Below are 15,786 nucleotides of genomic sequence, written 5' to 3'. Positions count from 1 at the left end.
CCCACCGTCTTCACCGTCCCTTCGAGCCTCGCACCCTAAGGTGGCCGCTATGACGTCCTCCCCGCCCGCGTTGACCCGTATCCGCGTCGGTTCGGCTCCGGACTCCTGGGGTGTCTGGTTTCCCGACGACCCCGCGCAGACTCCCTGGGAGCGTTTCCTCGACGAGGTCGCCGACGCGGGGTACGAATGGATCGAGCTCGGCCCCTACGGCTACCTGCCCACCGATCCCGCGCGACTCGCCGAGGAAACGGCCAAGCGCGGGCTGCGGGTCTCGGCCGGCACCGTCTTCACCGGACTCCATCACGGGCCCGCCGTGTGGGAGGACACCTGGGAGCACGTGTCGCGGATCGCGGCCCTCACCCAGGCCATGGGCGCGGCCCATCTCGTGGTCATCCCCTCCTTCTGGCGGGACGACAAGACGGGCGAGGTGCTGGAGGACCGCACCCTCACCCCCGGGCAATGGCGTGAACTGGCCTCCCAGACCGAGCGGCTGGGCCGGGAGGTCCAGGACCGGTACGGCCTGCGGATCGTGGTCCACCCCCATGCCGACACGCACATCGACACACCTTCGAACGTGGCCCGGTTCCTGGACGCCACCGACCCCGGCCTCGTCTCCCTCTGCCTGGACACCGGTCACTACGCGTACTGCGGGGGCGACAGCGTCCAGGCCATCGAGACCTTCTCCGAGCGGATCGGCTACCTCCATCTCAAGCAGGTGGACCCGCGGATCCTCGCCGAAGTGGTCGCGGAGCAGCTGCCCTTCGGTCCGGCCGTGGGGCGCGGGGTGATGTGCGAACCGCCGTCGGGGGTGCCGGCCCTGGAGCCGGTGCTGGCGGCGGCCCAGCGGCTCGGAGTGGACCTGTTCGCCATCGTGGAACAGGACATGTACCCCTGCGAGCCCGACCGGCCGCTGCCGATCGCCCGCCGCACCCGCGCCTACCTGCGCTCCTGCGGCGCCCGCTGACTTCCCGGGAGGAACACGACATGAGCACGCTCGGCATCGCCGTCATCGGTACGGGGAAGATGGGCGCCGACCACGTCCGCCGGATCGGGCGGACGGTCGGCGGGGCCCGGGTGGTGGCGGTGGCCGACCCGGACGGGGACCGGGTCAAGGAGGTCGCCGGCGCCCTGGACGGAGCCGGTGCGCACACCGACCCGGCGGCCGCGATAGCAGCGCCCGGGGTGGAGGCCGTACTGATCGCCTCCCCGGGGCCCGCACACGAGGAGGCGATCGGGCTCGCCCTGGAACGGGGGCTGCCCGTGCTGTGCGAGAAGCCGCTGACCCCGGACCCGGCGGGGGCGCTGCGCATCCTGGAGGCCGAGCAGCGCCTGGGGCGGCGGCTGGTCCAGGTGGGGTTCATGCGCCGGTACGACGCCGAGTACGAGCGGCTGAAGGAGCTGCTGGACGCGGGCGGGATCGGGCGGCCGCTCTTCCTGCACTGCCGGCACCGCAACGCCTCCTCGCCGTCCTTCTTCACCAGCGACATGCTGATCAGCGACTCCGTGGTGCACGAGGTGGACGCGGCCCGCTGGCTGCTGGGGCAGGAGATCACGGCGGTGTCCGTGTTCTCCCCCACCCCTTCCTCGGCGGCTCCCGAGGGGCTGCGCGATCCCCGGCTGGTGCTGTTGGAGACCTCGGGCGGGGCCGTCGTGGACGTGGAGATCTTCGTCAACTGCGGCTTCGGCTACCAGGTGCAGTGCGAGGCGGTCGGCGAGTCCGGCAGTGCCCGGATCGGTGACGGTCACGCGATGGTGGTGCAGTCGGCGGGCCGGTGGGGCGGCGAGATCGACCAGGACTTCACGGTGCGCTTCGCCGACGCCTACGACCGGCAGCTGCGGCGCTGGGTGGCCGCGGCCGCACGGGGCGGGGTGGCCGGTCCGGATGCGTGGGACGGCTACGCGGCCGCCGCCGTCTCGGAGGCGGGCCTCGCGGCCGCGCGCAGCGGCGTACGGACCCCGGTGGAGCTGGTCGAGCGGCCGGCCCTCTACCGCTGAAACCCTGCTGCCGCTAAGCCACTTGTGCACCCCTGTGCCGCATCTGTCACAGGGGTCGCCTTTGTGTCACGCATATCCGCATTACGCGGGTTTTCCGTCACAGGCGTTCGACAGCCCCTCCCCTGCCCTCACCTCGCGTCGTTCCCCGGGCACAACCCGAGTGATCGGCAGTGTCCACGCGCCGGCTCCCCCGACGGCCTCCCGGCCGGTCCCCGCGGCGTGGACAAGGAGGTGCGTCATGAGCGACCGACAGCTGTGGTCGTACAAGGAGATCGCTGCTCACATCCGGGTCCAGCCCGACACCGTGCGCTCCTACCGGAAGCACGGCCTGCTCCCCCCACCCGACCATGTGGAGGGCGCAAAGCCCTATTGGTACGCCGACACGATCCGCACCTGGGTGGCCCGCCGCCCCGGCAACCGGGGCCGCCGCGAGGACTGACCCGCCCGCGGTTGCGGTACGGGGCCACCCGGGGCCCCGTACCGCACCGCGGTCTTTCCCCTCAGCCCCCTGGCTGGGCCGCCCCGGCAGGCACCTTCTCCGAATCCGGCTCCGCCACCGGCGGCAGGGACTCCCCTTCGCTCAGTCCGAACCTCTCGTGGAGCCTGCGCAGCGGGCCCGGGGCCCACCAGGTTGCCTTCCCGGTCAGCTTCATGACCGCCGGGACCAGGAGGCTGCGTACGACCATGGCGTCCATCAGCACCGCCAGCGCGATCCCGAGCCCCAGCATCTTGGTGTTGGTCACCCGCGAGGTGCCGATGGCCACCATCACCACGGCCAGGATCACGGCCGCTGCGGTGATCAGTCCGCCGGTGCGGGCCAGGCCGGTGCGCACGGCCCCCTCGTGGTCCCCGGTCCGGTCGTACTCCTCCTTGATCCGGGATATGAGGAACACCCCGTAGTCCATGGAGAGTCCGAAGGCGATGCAGAACATCAGCACCGGCAGGGTGGTCTCGATGTCGCCGGTGGAGGTGAAGGAGAGCAGTCCGGAGAGGTTGCCCTCCTGGAAGACCCACACCACCGCCCCGAACATCGCGGTCAGGCTCAGAGCGTTGAGCAGGATCGCCTGGAGCGGTATGAGCAGGCTGCCGGTGAGCAGGAACACCAGCAGCAGCGTGGCGAGCACCACCAGAGCCAGCGCCACGGGCAGCTTCTCGGCTATCGCCTTCTGGGCGTCGACGAGGACCGCCGCCTCTCCGGTCACGGAGGTCCGGAAGTCCGCGTCCACCTTCCGCACCTCGCCGACCAGGTCCTGGGCCTGCTGCCCCACCGCCTCGCCTTCGGTGGCCACCGAGAAGTAGGCGTACCGCTCCCCGTTCGCGGCGCTCACCGGCCCGTCGACCCGGACCACTCCGGGCAGGAGAGCCAGGTGTTCCCGGTAGGCGGCGAGCTCGGCGGGTCCGGCCGCATCCTCGGTGAGGACGGTGACCGTTCCGCCGGGGCTGCCCGGGAAGGAGTCCCGGACCTGCTGCTGGACCACATGCGACTCCGCGGTCTTCGGCAGTTGCCGGTCGTCCACGGTGCCGAACTTCACGCCGAAGAAGGGCAGTCCGAGGAGCAGCAGCCCCGCCGTCGTGGCCACCGCGAACACCGGGGCCCGGCGCATCACCAGAAGAGCCACTCGTGCCCAGCCCCGTCCCGGTTCCGCCGGGGCGCCGGCCGGGCGCCCGCGCAGCCACAGCCGCCGCAGGTCCAGGGAGTTGACCCGCTCGCCGAGCAGCACCAGGGCCGCGGGCAGCAGGATCAGCGCGGCCGCCGCGGCGAGCAGAACCACCGCCACCCCGGCATAGGCGAAGGAGCGCAGGAAGTACATCGGGAAGAACAGCATCGCCGAGAGCGAGACCGCGACGGTCAGCGCCGAGAACAGCACGGTGCGCCCGGCGGTGCGCAGGGTGGCCCCGACGGCGGCCACCGGGTCCCGTCCGGCGGCGAGTTCCTCGCGGAACCTGCGGACGATGAACAGGGCGTAGTCGATGGCGAGCCCGAGTCCGAGCGCGGTGGTCAGGTTCTGGGCGAAGACGGAGACGTCGGTGAACTCGGTGAGGCCGCGCAGCACCGCATTGGTGCCGAGGATGGCCACGATGCCGACGCCGAGGGGCAGCAGGGCGGCGACGGCGCTGCCGAAGACGAGGATGAGCAGGACGAGGGTGACCGGCAGGGCGATCACCTCGGCGCGCAGCAGGTCCTCCTGGATGGTGGCGGTCACCTCGCGCTGGACCGCGACCGGCCCGCCGAAGGAGACCCGCACCGGACCGTGCTCACCCCGGAAGCGCGGGGCGATCCGGTCCAGCACCCCGGTGGCGGTCTTCTCGTCGCCCAGGACCCGGGCTGCGATGAGGGCCTGCCGGCCGTCCTCGGAGCGCAGGGCGGGCAGCTGCGTGCGCCAGTACGAGCCGACGCCGACGACCCCCTGCTCGGCGGCGAGCTGCGCCGTCAGCCGCTCCGCCTCGGCGGCTACGGCGGGATCGTCCACCCCGGCGGTCCCCGGGCCGGAGTCGACGAGCAGCAGCAGATTGGGCTGGGAGGCCGGGAACTCGCGCTCCAGCGCCTTGGCGGCGTAGGTGGACTGGGCGCCCGGGTCCTCCCAGCCGCCGCTGCCCATCCGTTCGGCGGCGCCGCCGCCCGCGAACACGGCCAGTGCCGTGACCACCAGGGCGAGCAGCAGCGAGAGCCGCGGCCGGGCCGTGACGAACCGGGTCCACCTGCCGCTCTCCCCGGACGACGGCGGATTCTTGACTTCGGACATGACTCGGTGTCCCCTTCACCGTGATTGCCAGGCCGAATAGACTTGGCAAACACGAGCAGTCGCTCGCGTTTCCTCAGAATGCGAGCGATCACTCGCGTTTGTCAATCACCCACGGGAAGCAAGGGATTGGATATGCCGGGGACTCCCACGGGCAAAACAACCCAAAGCGGCGAGACCGCCGCGCCGCGCCGCCGCCAGGCACGTGGTGAGCGACGGGTCTCCCAGCTCCTGGCCGCCGCCGCCGGGGTGTTCTGCCGTACCGGCTACGCAGCGGCCAGCACCAACGCCATCGCCCGCGAGGCCGGGGTGTCGCCGGGCACGCTCTACCAGTTCTTCCCGAACAAGGAGGCCATCGCGGTCGAGCTCGGCGGCCAGCTGCTCCAGCGCGCCCACGAGATGCACGGACAGGCCTTCCTGCCCGAGAACCTCCAGCGGCCCCTGCCCGAGCTGCTGGATGCCGTACTGGACCCGGTCATCGCCTTCAACTGCGAGAACCCGGCCTTCTGGGCGCTCATGCACGGCTCCGGCATCCCCGGCGCCATGACCCGGGAACACGAGGAGCTGCACTCCGGACTCACCACTCGGGTCGAGGGCGTCCTGCACACCTTCTGCCCGGAGGCCACGCCCGCCGAGCTCGCCCACACCTCGAACATGATCCTGGGCATCTTCAAGGCCTCGCTGGACCTGATCCTGGCCCACGAGGGCACGGAACGCGCCGCGTACATCGCGGAGCTGAAGACCGTCCTGCTGCGCTACCTGGAGCCGATGGTCACCACGCCCCACTCCCCCTGACCCGCTCCCCGGCCCGACCTTCCGCACACCGGCCCTCCCCTCCCCCGTACGGGCAGGCATGTCCAAAGAGCGGGCGCAGACACTCGCATTGATACCCCCTAGGGGTATAGTCTCGAAGTGTCGGGAGGACGGTGGAGTGACTCGCCGTCTTCCGGCGACCGCACACGCCCTTGAAGAGGAGAACGACATGACCGCCGAGACGGACACCCAGACCACCACCGTCTACCGCGTGACCGGCATGACCTGCGGGCACTGCGAGGGCGCGGTGACCACCGAGCTCTCCGCCCTGCCGGGCGTCCGCTCGGTCAAGGCCGTCGCCGCGACCGGCGAGGTCACCGTGACCTCGGCCGCCCTGCTGGCCGACGAGGACGTACGCGCCGCCGTGGACGAGGCGGGCTACGAGTTCGCCGGCCGGATCTGAGCCGATCCGAGCCTCCCCTTCGGCAGTACCCGCCGGGGCGCGCCGGCCAGCTCATACTGGTTCCATACGCCCCGGCCCTCCCCCTGGAGCCGGAAGATGACCAGCACAGTGCACGACGGACCCATAACGGCGGTCGAACTCTCGATCGGCGGGATGACCTGCGCCTCCTGCGCGGCCCGCATCGAGAAGAAGCTGAACCGGATGGACGGGGTCACCGCCACGGTGAACTACGCCACCGAGAAGGCGAAGGTCTCGTACGCGGGTGACGTACAGGTCGCCGATCTCATCGCGACCGTCGTGAGGACCGGGTACACCGCCGAGGAACCCCCGCCGCCGGAGCCGGAACCGGATCTCGACGCTCCGCGAGCGGAGCAGGCCCAGGAAACCGCGGCGGACGTACGGGACCCCGCGCTCGCCGCGCTGCGCCAGCGGCTGCTCGTGTCCGCCGGCCTCGCCCTCCCCGTCGTCCTGCTCGCCATGGTCCCGGCCCTCCAGTTCGACAACTGGCAGTGGCTCTCGCTGACCCTCGCCGCGCCCGTCGTCGTCTGGGGCGCCCTCCCCTTCCACCGGGCCGCCTGGACGAACGCCCGGCACGGCGCCGCCACCATGGACACCCTGGTCTCGGTGGGCACCCTCGCCGCCTTCGCCTGGTCCCTGTGGGCCCTGTTCTTCGGCCACGCGGGCATGCCCGGCATGCGGCACGGATTCGACTTCATGATCTCCCGTACGGACGGCTCCTCCGCCATCTACCTGGAGGTCGCGGCCGGCGTCGTCAGCTTCATCCTGCTCGGCCGCTACCTGGAGGCCCGCTCGAAGCGCAAGGCGGGCGCGGCCCTCAAGGCCCTGCTGGAACTGGGCGCCAAGGACGTCGCCCTGCTGCGCGAGGGCCGGGAGATCCGCATCCCGGTGAGCGCGCTCGCGGTCGGCGACCGGTTCGTCGTCCGCCCCGGCGAGAAGATCGCCACCGACGGCACGGTCGTCGAGGGCAGCTCCGCCGTGGACGCCTCCATGCTCACCGGCGAGTCCGTCCCGGTCGAGGTCTCCGTCGGCGACTCCGTCACCGGCGCCACCGTCAACGCGTCCGGCCGGCTGGTCGTCGAGGCCACCCGGATCGGCTCCGACACCCAGCTCGCCCGGATGGCCCGGATGGTCGAGGACGCGCAGAACGGCAAGGCCGAGGTCCAGCGCCTCGCCGACCGGATCTCCGCGGTCTTCGTGCCCGTGGTCCTGCTGCTCGCGCTCGGCACCTGGGTCACCTGGCTGCTGATCACCGACAACCCCACCGCCGCCTTCACCGCCGCGGTGGCCGTCCTGATCATCGCCTGCCCGTGCGCCCTGGGCCTGGCCACCCCGACCGCGCTGATGGTCGGCACCGGCCGGGGCGCGCAGCTCGGCATCCTGATCAAGGGGCCCGAGGTGCTGGAGTCCACCCGTCGCGTGGACACCGTCGTCCTGGACAAGACCGGGACCGTCACCACCGGCCGGATGACCCTGGCCGGGGTACATCCCGCCGAAGGGGTCGACGAGAAGGAACTCCTGCGCCTCGCGGGCTCCCTGGAGCACGCCTCCGAGCACCCGATCGCCCGGGCCATCGCCACGGGGGCCGCCGGACGGGTGGGCGAGCTGCCGGTTCCGGAGGGCTTCGAGAGCCTCGCCGGGCTCGGCGTCCAGGGCGTGGTCGACGGACACGCCGTCCTGGTGGGCCGCGAACAGCTGCTGGCCGACTGGTCGATCGCCTTGCCGGCCTCCCTCGCGCGGGCCAAGTCGGCCGCCGAGGCCGCGGGCAGCACCGCTGTCCTCGTGGCCTGGGACGGCGCCGCGCGCGGGGTGCTGACCGTGGCCGACGCGGTCAAGGAGAGCAGCGCCGAGGCGGTCGCCCGGCTGCGGGCCCTGGGCCTCACGCCGGTCCTGCTGACCGGGGACAACAAGGCCGTCGCCGAGACGGTGGCCCGCGAGGTCGGCATCGACGAGGTGATCGCCGAGGTGCTCCCGCAGGACAAGGTGGACGTCGTACGCCGCCTCCAGGCCGAGGGCCGTACGGTCGCGATGGTCGGCGACGGGGTCAACGACGCGGCCGCGCTCGCCCAGGCCGACCTGGGCCTGGCCATGGGCACCGGCACGGACGCCGCCATCGAGGCGGGCGACCTGACCCTCGTACGGGGAGACCTGCGGGTGGCGGCGGACGCGATCCGGCTGTCCCGCCGAACCCTGGCCACGATCAAGGGCAACCTGTTCTGGGCCTTCGGCTACAACGTGGCGGCCCTGCCGCTGGCGGCCGCCGGCCTGCTCAACCCGATGATCGCGGGGGCGGCCATGGCCTTCTCATCGGTCTTCGTGGTGACCAACAGCCTCCGGTTGAGGTCCTTCCGGTAGTGGATCGCCTTCGCATCCCTCACACATCTCCTTCACAGGAGACGCAGATCACAGTGATGCCAACGTAACCATCCGGGGTCGGCACGGGTCTAATGGGGCGGTGCCAGGAACGTCTTGGGGGACGTTCCACGGAGGTCTTGGGGGACGTCCACGGGCACCGGCCGGCCGGGACACGTGCCCGCGGGAGGCTTTGAGCGGCCCTCCCGATCCGAACGGGTCCCGGCAGACACCGACGCCCCGGCTCGGGTCCCGTGGGGGGAATCCGTACCGGGGAAAGGAAAGCGCCCCGACCGTCGACCCGTGGGGGGATCGACGGCGGGGCGCTTTTCGTATGTCTGTGCGCGAGCCTCGGGTCAGCGGGACTCGACGGGCACGAAGTCGCGCAGGACCTCGCCCGTGTAGATCTGGCGCGGGCGGCCGATGCGGGATCCCGGCTCCTTGATCATCTCGTGCCACTGGGCGATCCAGCCGGGGAGCCGGCCGATCGCGAAGAGCACGGTGAACATCTCGGTCGGGAAGCCCATCGCCCGGTAGATCAGACCGGTGTAGAAGTCCACGTTCGGGTAGAGGTTGCGCGACACGAAGTACTCGTCGGCCAGCGCGTGCTCTTCCAGCTTGAGCGCGATGTCGAGCAGCTCGTCGCTCTTGCCGAGCGCCGAGAGGACATCGTGCGCCGCCGCCTTGATGATCTTCGCCCGGGGGTCGAAGCTCTTGTAGACGCGGTGCCCGAAGCCCATGAGGCGGACGCCGTCTTCCTTGTTCTTCACCTTGCGGATGAAGGCGTCGACGTCGCCGCCGTCGTTCTTGATGCCCTCGAGCATCTCCAGAACCGACTGGTTGGCGCCACCGTGCAGCGGACCCCACAGGGCCGAGATGCCGGCGGAGATCGAGGCGAACATGTTCGCCTGCGAGGAGCCGACCAGACGCACGGTGGAGGTCGAGCAGTTCTGCTCGTGGTCCGCGTGCAGGATCAGCAGCTTGTCGAGCGCCGAGACCACGACCGGGTCCAGGTCGTACTCCTGGGCCGGCACGGAGAAGGTCATGCGCAGGAAGTTCTCGACGTAGCCGAGGTCGTTGCGCGGGTAGACCACCGGGTGGCCGACCGACTTCTTGTACGCGTAGGCCGCGATCGTCGGGAGCTTGGCCAGCAGCCGGATCGTCGAGAGGTTGCGCTGCGTCTCGTCGAACGGGTTGTGGCTGTCCTGGTAGAACGTCGACAGCGCACTGACCACGGAGGACAGCATCGCCATCGGGTGCGCGTCGCGCGGGAAGCCGTCGTAGAAGCGCTTCACGTCCTCGTGCAGCAGCGTGTGCTGGGTGATCTCGTTGCGGAACGACGCGAGCTGGTCGACGGTCGGCAGCTCACCGTTGATCAGCAGGTACGCGACCTCGATGAAGGTCGAACGCTCGGCCAGCTGCTCGATCGGGTAACCGCGGTAACGCAGGATGCCCTGCTCACCGTCGAGGTAGGTAATCGCGGACTTGTAGGCCGCGGTGTTGCCGTAGCCGCTGTCCAGAGTGACGAGCCCGGTCTGGGCCCTCAGCTTCGAGATGTCGAAGCCCTGGTCACCGACGGTGCTCTCGACCACCGGGTAGGTGTATTCACCGTCCGCGTACCGGAGTACTACAGAGTTGTCGCTCACGTCATCCCTCACCGACGTAGTGCCTCTTCTTCGAGGTGCCCTGACTGCCTCTACCTTCCCCCATTTGGCGCAGGAGAGTGCACTCGGGGTCGGCCTTTGGTGCTTTTGACGGCACTGAGTGCCGCCAAGCTGCTCATCCTGCCCCCTCCGCACCGGTGGTGGAACCCCAAATGATCGATCATCTAGGTGATGTTTCCCACCGGTATCCGGCCGGACAGCCTGGGCGCCACCGCCGTGTACCTCCTGCCTGCGGAAACGGTACGCACCGCCTGGCCGAGGGCCTTGCGGGACCCGACGAGGACGACCAGTTTCTTCGCCCTCGTCACCGCCGTGTAGAGAAGATTTCGCTGGAGCATCATCCAAGCGCCGGTGGTGACCGGGATCACCACGGCGGGATATTCACTCCCCTGGGAGCGGTGGATGGTGACGGCGTAGGCGTGGGCCAGCTCGTCGAGCTCCGAGAACTCGTAGCCGATCTCCTCGTCCTCCTCCGTCCGTACCGTCAGGCGCTGTTCGTCCAGGTCGAGGCCGGTGACCACGCCGACCGTGCCGTTGAAGACGCCGTTGGCGCCCTTCTCGTAGTTGTTCCGGATCTGGGTGACCTTGTCGCCCACCCGGAAGACCCGGCCGCCGAACCGCTTCTCGGGCAGGTCCGGCCGGGCGGGCGTAATGGCCTGCTGGAGCAGGCCGTTGAGGTTTCCGGCGCCGGCCGGGCCGCGGTGCATGGGCGCGAGCACCTGGATGTCCCGGCGCGGATCGAGACCGAACCTGGCCGGAATCCGCCGGGCCGCCACGTCCACGGCGAGCCGCCCGGCCTCCTCGGTGTCCTCCTCGGGGAAGAGGAAGAAGTCCGGCAGCCCATCGGTGATCGGCGGCACACCGGTGTTGATCCGGTGGGCGTTGGTGACCACGCCCGACTGCTGGGCCTGCCGGAAGATCCGGGTCAGCCGGACCGCGGGCACCGGCCCGCCCTCGGCCAGCAGGTCGCGCAGCACCTCCCCGGCGCCGACCGAGGGCAGCTGGTCCACGTCCCCTACCAGCAGCAGGTGTGCACCTGGTGCCACCGCTTTGACCAGCTTGTTGGCCAGCAGCAGGTCCAGCATCGAGGCCTCGTCGACCACGACCAGGTCCGCGTCCAGCGGCCGTTCCCGGTCGTACGCGGCGTCCCCGCCGGGTTTGAGTTCCAGCAGCCGGTGCACCGTGGAGGCCTCGGCCCCGGTGAGCTCGGCCAGCCGCTTCGCCGCCCGGCCGGTGGGGGCGGCGAGCACCACCTTGGCCTTCTTGGCCCGGGCCAGCTCGACGATGGAGCGCACGGTGAAGGACTTCCCGCAGCCGGGCCCGCCGGTCATCACGGCGACCTTGCGGGTCAGCGCGAGCCGGACGGCGTCGCGCTGCTCGGGGGCGAGGGTGGCCCCGGTCCGCCCGGCGAGCCAGCCCAGCGCCTTGTCCCAGTCCACGTCCCGGAATCCCGGCATCCGGTCCTCCTCGGCCTGCAGCAGCCGGCGTACCTGCCCGACCAGCGACAGCTCGGCGCGGTGGAAGGGCACCAGGTACACGGCGGTCAGCGGGTCCGGGCCGCCCTGCGGATCGGGCACGGGCTCCCGTACGACGCCCTCCGGGTCGGCGGCGAGCTCGGCCAGGCAGTCGATGACCAGCCCGGTGTCCACCTGGAGCAGCTTGACCCCGTCGGCGATGAGCCGCTCCTCGGGGAGGAAGCAGTGCCCCTGGTCGGTGGACTGCGACAGGGCGTACTGGAGCCCTGCCTTGACCCGCTCCGGGCTGTCGTGCGGGATGCCGACGGCCTGGGCGATGCGGTCGGCGGTGAGGAAGCCGATGCCCCACACGTCGGCGGCCAGCCGGTAGGGCTGGTTCTTCACCACCGAGATGGAGGCGTCGGCGTACTTCTTGTAGATGCGCACCGCGATGGAGGTGGAGACACCGACTCCCTGGAGGAAGACCATGACCTCCTTGATGGCCTTCTGCTCCTCCCAGGCGGCGCCGATCAGCTTGGTCCGCTTGGGGCCGAGTCCGGGGACCTCGATCAGCCGCTTGGGTTCGTCCTCGATCACGTCGAGGGTGTCGGTGCCGAAGTGCTCCACGATCCGGTCGGCGATCTTCGGGCCGATGCCCTTGATCAGACCGGAGCCGAGGTAGCGGCGGATGCCCTGGATGGTCGCGGGCAGCACGGTCTTGTAGTTCTCCACCGTGAACTGCCTGCCGTACTGCGGGTGGGAGCCCCAGCGGCCCTCCATGCGCAGGGATTCGCCGGGCTGGGCGCCCAGCAGGGAGCCGACGACGGTGAGGAGGTCGCCGCTGCCGCGGCCGGTGTCGACGCGGGCGACCGTGTACCCGGTGTCCTCGTTGGCGTAGGTGATGCGCTCGAGCACCCCCTCGACCACCGCCAGTTGCACGACCTGCGCCGCCTGCGCCCCGTTCGTTGCCATGACCCGAAGCTACCGTCCGGCGCCGACAGCGCGTCAGGCCTGTGGACAACGCCCGGGGATACCAGAAGGGGGTCCGGCCTCGCGGCCGGACCCCCTCACGGTTACCCCTCCCTCGTCGGACTTCCCGATCCCCCCAGATCCCCTCCCGGAAGTCCCGACGCACCGTACGACCCCCAATCACGGCGGAGGGTTGCACCCGGATGCGGAGTTTTATGTTTCCGTTACCCAACGCCCCACCCGAGGTGCCTGTAAATCGGCACAGAAGTAGCGTTTCGGGCATGAGCGAATCCTCATTCCAGAAAGACGTGCTCGACGAGCTCGGCGACGAAAAGCTGACCGAGATCGCCGGACTGCTCGACACCGACACCGACGGCGCCCGCGACACCGTCGAGCAGACGGTGAGCGCGATGACCGGCACCCTCCAGGAGAAGGCCGACGCCAATGACGACGACGAGGTCCGCCAGGCCGTCGCGGAGGTGGCCGAGCCGCCGCTGCAGGGCGTCGCGACGCTCGGCGGCGGCCTCGGCGGCATGCTCGGCGGCGGGATGATGGCCGGGGTGCTCGCCAAGGTGAGCAAGCCCGTGGCCAACGCCGTCTCGAAGAAGACGGGCATCCCCGCTCCCACCATCAGCCGGGTGATCGAGCTGCTGATCCCGGTGCTGCTGGCCGTGTTCGCCAAGCGCGCGGCCGCCGGCAAGGGCGCGGGCGCCCCGACGGCGGGCGGCGCACCCGGCGCCGCACCCGGCGCAACACCTGGCGCCACACCGGCAGAGGGCGGCGGCCTCGGGGACCTGCTCGGCAGCATCCTCGGCGGCGGCAAGAAGTAGCCCGTTCGAGGGCTCGCGCTCACCCGGGGCGCCTAGAGTTGGCGCATGGCTGAAAGCGTGCGGCTGCGGGACCCGGAACCGGGAGACCTGGGGTGGATCGTGCAGCGCCACGGCGCGCTGTACGCCTCCGAGTACGGCTGGAACTCCGACTTCGAGGGCCTGGTCGCCCGGATCGTCGCGGACTTCGCCCAGGACCACGACCCCTACCTGGAACGCGTGTGGATCGCCGAGCTGGACGGCCGGCCCGTCGGCTCGGTGATGTGCGTTCGGGAGGACGGCGCGCCCGGCACCGCCCGGCTGCGGCTGCTCCTGGTCGACCCGGAGGGCCGCGGCCGCGGCATCGGCAGCCTGCTGGTCGACACGGTCGTCGGCTTCGCCCGCTCGGTCGGCTACCGCGAGCTGGTGCTGTGGACCAACGACGTACTGACCGACGCCCGCGAGCTGTACCTGCGCGCCGGGTTCACCCTGATCGCGGAGCGGCCGCACCGCTCGTACGGAGCGAGCCTGACGGGGCAGGACTGGCGACTGCCACTGCAGGAGGGCTCCCCGCGCTGACGCCCGAACCGACCCCCGTACGGTTCGAGGCGCGCGCGGGTGCCAGCGAGGTGAGGCCCACGCCGCCGACCAGGAGCACGGCCGCCAGCCAGCGCAGTCCCGAGACGGACTCCCCGAGGACCAGGGCCGCCGAGGACATCCCGAAGACCGGGACCAGCAGGGAGAACGGCGCCACCGAGGAGGCCGGGTAGCGGCGCAGCAGGTAGCCCCAGGCCCCGAAACCGAAGACGGTGGACACCCAGGCCACGTAGCCGATGACGGCCGCCCCGGACCAGTCCAGGGCGCGCAGCGCGGCCAGGTCCCGCTCGGGGCCCTCCAGCAGCAGCGAGAGCGCGAACAGCGGCAGCACCGGCACCGTGCACACCCACACCATGAAGTTCAGCGCGTCCGGCGGGGAGGCCTTGCGGGTCAGCACGTTGGAGACGCCCCAGCAGGCGGCGGCCGCGACGACCAGGGTGAAGCCGAGCACCGGCCCGGACGTTCCGCCGTCCACGGCGGCCACCGCGATCCCGGCGAGCGCCACGCCCATCCCCAGCACCCGTACCCGGCCGGGCCGTTCGCGCAGGACGACCGCGGCGAGGACGGCGGTGAAGACGGCCTGGATCTGGAGCACGAGGGAGGACAGCCCGGCCGGCATCCCGGCGGCCATGCCGGTGAACAGCAGGCCGAACTTGGCGATGCCGAGGGCCAGGCCGACTCCGAGGATCCACTTCCAGCCGACCTTGGGGCGCCCGACGAAGAACACGGCGGGCAGGGCGGCGACGAGGAAGCGCAGGGCGGACAGCAGCAGCGGCGGGAAGTGGTCGAGTCCGATCTCGATGACGACGAAGTTGAAGCCCCAGACGGCGGCGACGAGCACGGCGAGTGCGGTGTGTACGGGACGCATGATCCGAGCATCGGCGCCCTGACCGTGTAGCACCAGCGCGGATCTCTTCCGGGATGGATGAAGCGTTGCTTACGATCGGCCCGGGTGCCACGATGGAGACATGCTCGATCTCGCCCGGTTGCGCGCCCTGCACGCCGTCTCCGTCCACGGCTCGGTCGCGGGGGCGGCCGCCGCCCTCGGCTACACCCCCTCCGCGGTCTCGCAGCAGATCTCCAAGCTGGAGCGGGAGACCCGCACCACCCTGCTCGAGCGGCGCGGGCGCGGGGTCGCACTCACCGAGGAGGCCCGGCATCTGGCCGACACGGCCCAGGAGTTGCTGGCGATCGTGGAGCGCGCCGAGACCACCCTGGAGGAGCGGCGCGGGCAGCCCAGCGGGCTGCTGACGGTGGCCGCGTTCGCCTCGGCGGCGCGCGGGCTGCTGCCGGGGGTGCTGGCCGATCTGGCCCGCCGCCATCCGGCGCTCGACGTACGCCTCACGGAGGTGGACCCGCACCTCTCGGTGGACCTGGTGGCCCGGGGCGTCACCGATCTGGCGGTGGCCCACGACTGGGACATCGCCCCGCTGCCGGCCCCCGAGGGGGTCGAACAGGCGGTGATCGGGGACGACCTCTGCGATCTGGTGGTGCCGGCCGGGCATCCGTTCACCACGCGGGACGTCATCCGGCGGGCGGACCTCGGCGGCGAGCGCTGGGTGTGCCAGCCGCCGGGGCGGGTCTGCCACGACTGGCTGGTGCGGACCATGCGCACCGCCGGCTTCGAGCCCGACATCGCGCACGTGGCGGAGGAGAACCACACCATCGTCGCCCTGGTCGCGGCCGGGCTCGGAGTGGCCGTGGTCCCCCGGCTGGGCACCGGCGCGCTGCCGCCGGGCGCGGTGGCCGTGCCCCTGGAGCCGGGCCCCGTACGCCGGCTGTACGCGCTGTGGCGGACGGGGGCCGCCCGCCGCCCCGCCATCACCGAGGCCGTGCGGACCCTCCAGGAGCACTGGACCGCGTAACGGGTCATCCGGGGGAACTCCGAGTGTCCGTCACTCATGGGGCGTAGCCCCGCAGTAGGGTCCGGCGCGTGCCGAACCACGCCTCCCGCCGGACCCTGCTCGCCGCGGC

Annotated in this window: 12 protein-coding genes and 1 pseudogene; 9 read left to right on the top strand and 4 right to left on the bottom strand. The window is 71.3% G+C overall.

All coding sequences use genetic code 11. The annotated features are described in order from the left end of the window. Positions 1-49 precede the first annotated feature (49 nt). From OHA89_RS24010 to OHA89_RS24000, 3 genes are all read left to right on the top strand, one after another. On the top strand, positions 50-964 hold the full coding sequence (locus OHA89_RS24010; protein WP_257556265.1) for a sugar phosphate isomerase/epimerase: 915 nt from the start codon (positions 50-52) through the stop codon (positions 962-964). A 20-nt stretch (positions 965-984) separates the two neighbouring features. Beyond that, complete coding sequence (locus OHA89_RS24005) at positions 985-1,995, top strand: Gfo/Idh/MocA family protein (RefSeq protein ID WP_406367065.1); 1,011 nt, start codon at positions 985-987, stop codon at positions 1,993-1,995. A 238-nt stretch (positions 1,996-2,233) separates the two neighbouring features. Then, positions 2,234-2,434 carry an AlpA family transcriptional regulator gene (locus tag OHA89_RS24000; RefSeq protein WP_257556262.1) on the top strand — a complete coding sequence of 67 codons (201 nt, stop codon included), beginning with the start codon at positions 2,234-2,236 and terminating at the stop codon, positions 2,432-2,434. A gap of 61 nt (positions 2,435-2,495) precedes the next feature. Here the strand turns inward: OHA89_RS24000 and OHA89_RS23995 are convergent, their stop codons facing one another. After that, a complete protein-coding gene (locus tag OHA89_RS23995; RefSeq protein WP_406367063.1) occupies positions 2,496-4,739 on the bottom strand; it encodes an MMPL family transporter in 2,244 nt (747 codons plus the stop codon). A gap of 132 nt (positions 4,740-4,871) precedes the next feature. Between OHA89_RS23995 and OHA89_RS23990 the strand changes: the two genes are divergently transcribed. The 3 genes from OHA89_RS23990 to OHA89_RS23980 all read left to right on the top strand — a co-directional run bounded on the left by OHA89_RS23990 (position 4,872) and on the right by OHA89_RS23980 (position 8,325). Beyond that, positions 4,872-5,531 carry a TetR/AcrR family transcriptional regulator gene (locus OHA89_RS23990; protein ID WP_266609653.1) on the top strand — a complete coding sequence of 220 codons (660 nt, stop codon included), beginning with the start codon at positions 4,872-4,874 and terminating at the stop codon, positions 5,529-5,531. Between the two features lie 187 nt (positions 5,532-5,718). Beyond that, positions 5,719-5,952, top strand: coding sequence for a heavy-metal-associated domain-containing protein (locus OHA89_RS23985; protein ID WP_406367061.1), 234 nt, complete (start codon positions 5,719-5,721; stop codon positions 5,950-5,952). Between the two features lie 96 nt (positions 5,953-6,048). Beyond that, positions 6,049-8,325, top strand: a complete 2,277-nt coding sequence (locus OHA89_RS23980) for a heavy metal translocating P-type ATPase (protein ID WP_406367060.1) — start codon at positions 6,049-6,051, stop codon at positions 8,323-8,325. A gap of 353 nt (positions 8,326-8,678) precedes the next feature. On the opposite strand, the gene OHA89_RS23975 is transcribed toward OHA89_RS23980, so the two are convergent. Both OHA89_RS23975 and OHA89_RS23970 read right to left on the bottom strand, forming a co-directional pair. Continuing rightward, positions 8,679-9,968, bottom strand: coding sequence for a citrate synthase (locus OHA89_RS23975; protein WP_215141277.1), 1,290 nt, complete (start codon positions 9,966-9,968; stop codon positions 8,679-8,681). Positions 9,969-10,150: 182 nt separating this feature from the next. Next, a complete protein-coding gene (locus OHA89_RS23970) occupies positions 10,151-12,412 on the bottom strand; it encodes an ATP-dependent RecD-like DNA helicase (protein WP_257556258.1) in 2,262 nt (753 codons plus the stop codon). Positions 12,413-12,690: 278 nt separating this feature from the next. On the opposite strand from OHA89_RS23970, the gene OHA89_RS23965 reads away from it, so the two are divergent. Next, entirely contained in the window at positions 12,691-13,239 is a 549-nt protein-coding gene (locus tag OHA89_RS23965) for a DUF937 domain-containing protein (RefSeq protein ID WP_406367059.1), read from the top strand. A 51-nt stretch (positions 13,240-13,290) separates the two neighbouring features. Next, positions 13,291-13,794 (top strand): annotated as a pseudogene (locus tag OHA89_RS23960) (GNAT family N-acetyltransferase); the annotation flags it as partial. Here OHA89_RS23960 and OHA89_RS23955 read toward each other — a convergent pair. After that, positions 13,700-14,680: an EamA family transporter gene (locus tag OHA89_RS23955; protein ID WP_266609650.1), complete on the bottom strand. Its 981-nt coding sequence runs from the start codon at positions 14,678-14,680 to the stop codon at positions 13,700-13,702. The pseudogene OHA89_RS23960 and the gene OHA89_RS23955 overlap by 95 nt on opposite strands. Before the next feature lie 100 nt (positions 14,681-14,780). Here OHA89_RS23955 and OHA89_RS23950 point away from each other — a divergent pair, with 100 nt between their 5' ends. Next, a complete protein-coding gene (locus OHA89_RS23950; protein WP_215141267.1) occupies positions 14,781-15,677 on the top strand; it encodes a LysR family transcriptional regulator in 897 nt (298 codons plus the stop codon). Positions 15,678-15,786: the final 109 nt, after the last annotated feature.

This window comes from Streptomyces sp. NBC_01546, from assembly GCF_045208355.1.
Lineage (GTDB): Bacteria > Actinomycetota > Actinomycetes > Streptomycetales > Streptomycetaceae > Streptomyces.
The sequence above is the reverse complement of the archived record's forward strand: the minus strand, read 5'-3'. Positions and strand labels throughout refer to the sequence as shown.

Coding starts and splice junctions, on each gene's coding strand:
- OHA89_RS24010 (WP_257556265.1), top strand. CDS start 50: ATGACGTCCTCCCCGCCCGCGTTGACCCGTATCCGCGTCGGTTCGGCT.
- OHA89_RS24005 (WP_406367065.1), top strand. CDS start 985: ATGAGCACGCTCGGCATCGCCGTCATCGGTACGGGGAAGATGGGCGCC.
- OHA89_RS24000 (WP_257556262.1), top strand. CDS start 2,234: ATGAGCGACCGACAGCTGTGGTCGTACAAGGAGATCGCTGCTCACATC.
- OHA89_RS23995 (WP_406367063.1), bottom strand. CDS start 4,739: ATGTCCGAAGTCAAGAATCCGCCGTCGTCCGGGGAGAGCGGCAGGTGG.
- OHA89_RS23990 (WP_266609653.1), top strand. CDS start 4,872: ATGCCGGGGACTCCCACGGGCAAAACAACCCAAAGCGGCGAGACCGCC.
- OHA89_RS23985 (WP_406367061.1), top strand. CDS start 5,719: ATGACCGCCGAGACGGACACCCAGACCACCACCGTCTACCGCGTGACC.
- OHA89_RS23980 (WP_406367060.1), top strand. CDS start 6,049: ATGACCAGCACAGTGCACGACGGACCCATAACGGCGGTCGAACTCTCG.
- OHA89_RS23970 (WP_257556258.1), bottom strand. CDS start 12,412: ATGGCAACGAACGGGGCGCAGGCGGCGCAGGTCGTGCAACTGGCGGTG.
- OHA89_RS23965 (WP_406367059.1), top strand. CDS start 12,691: ATGAGCGAATCCTCATTCCAGAAAGACGTGCTCGACGAGCTCGGCGAC.
- OHA89_RS23955 (WP_266609650.1), bottom strand. CDS start 14,680: ATGCGTCCCGTACACACCGCACTCGCCGTGCTCGTCGCCGCCGTCTGG.
- OHA89_RS23950 (WP_215141267.1), top strand. CDS start 14,781: ATGCTCGATCTCGCCCGGTTGCGCGCCCTGCACGCCGTCTCCGTCCAC.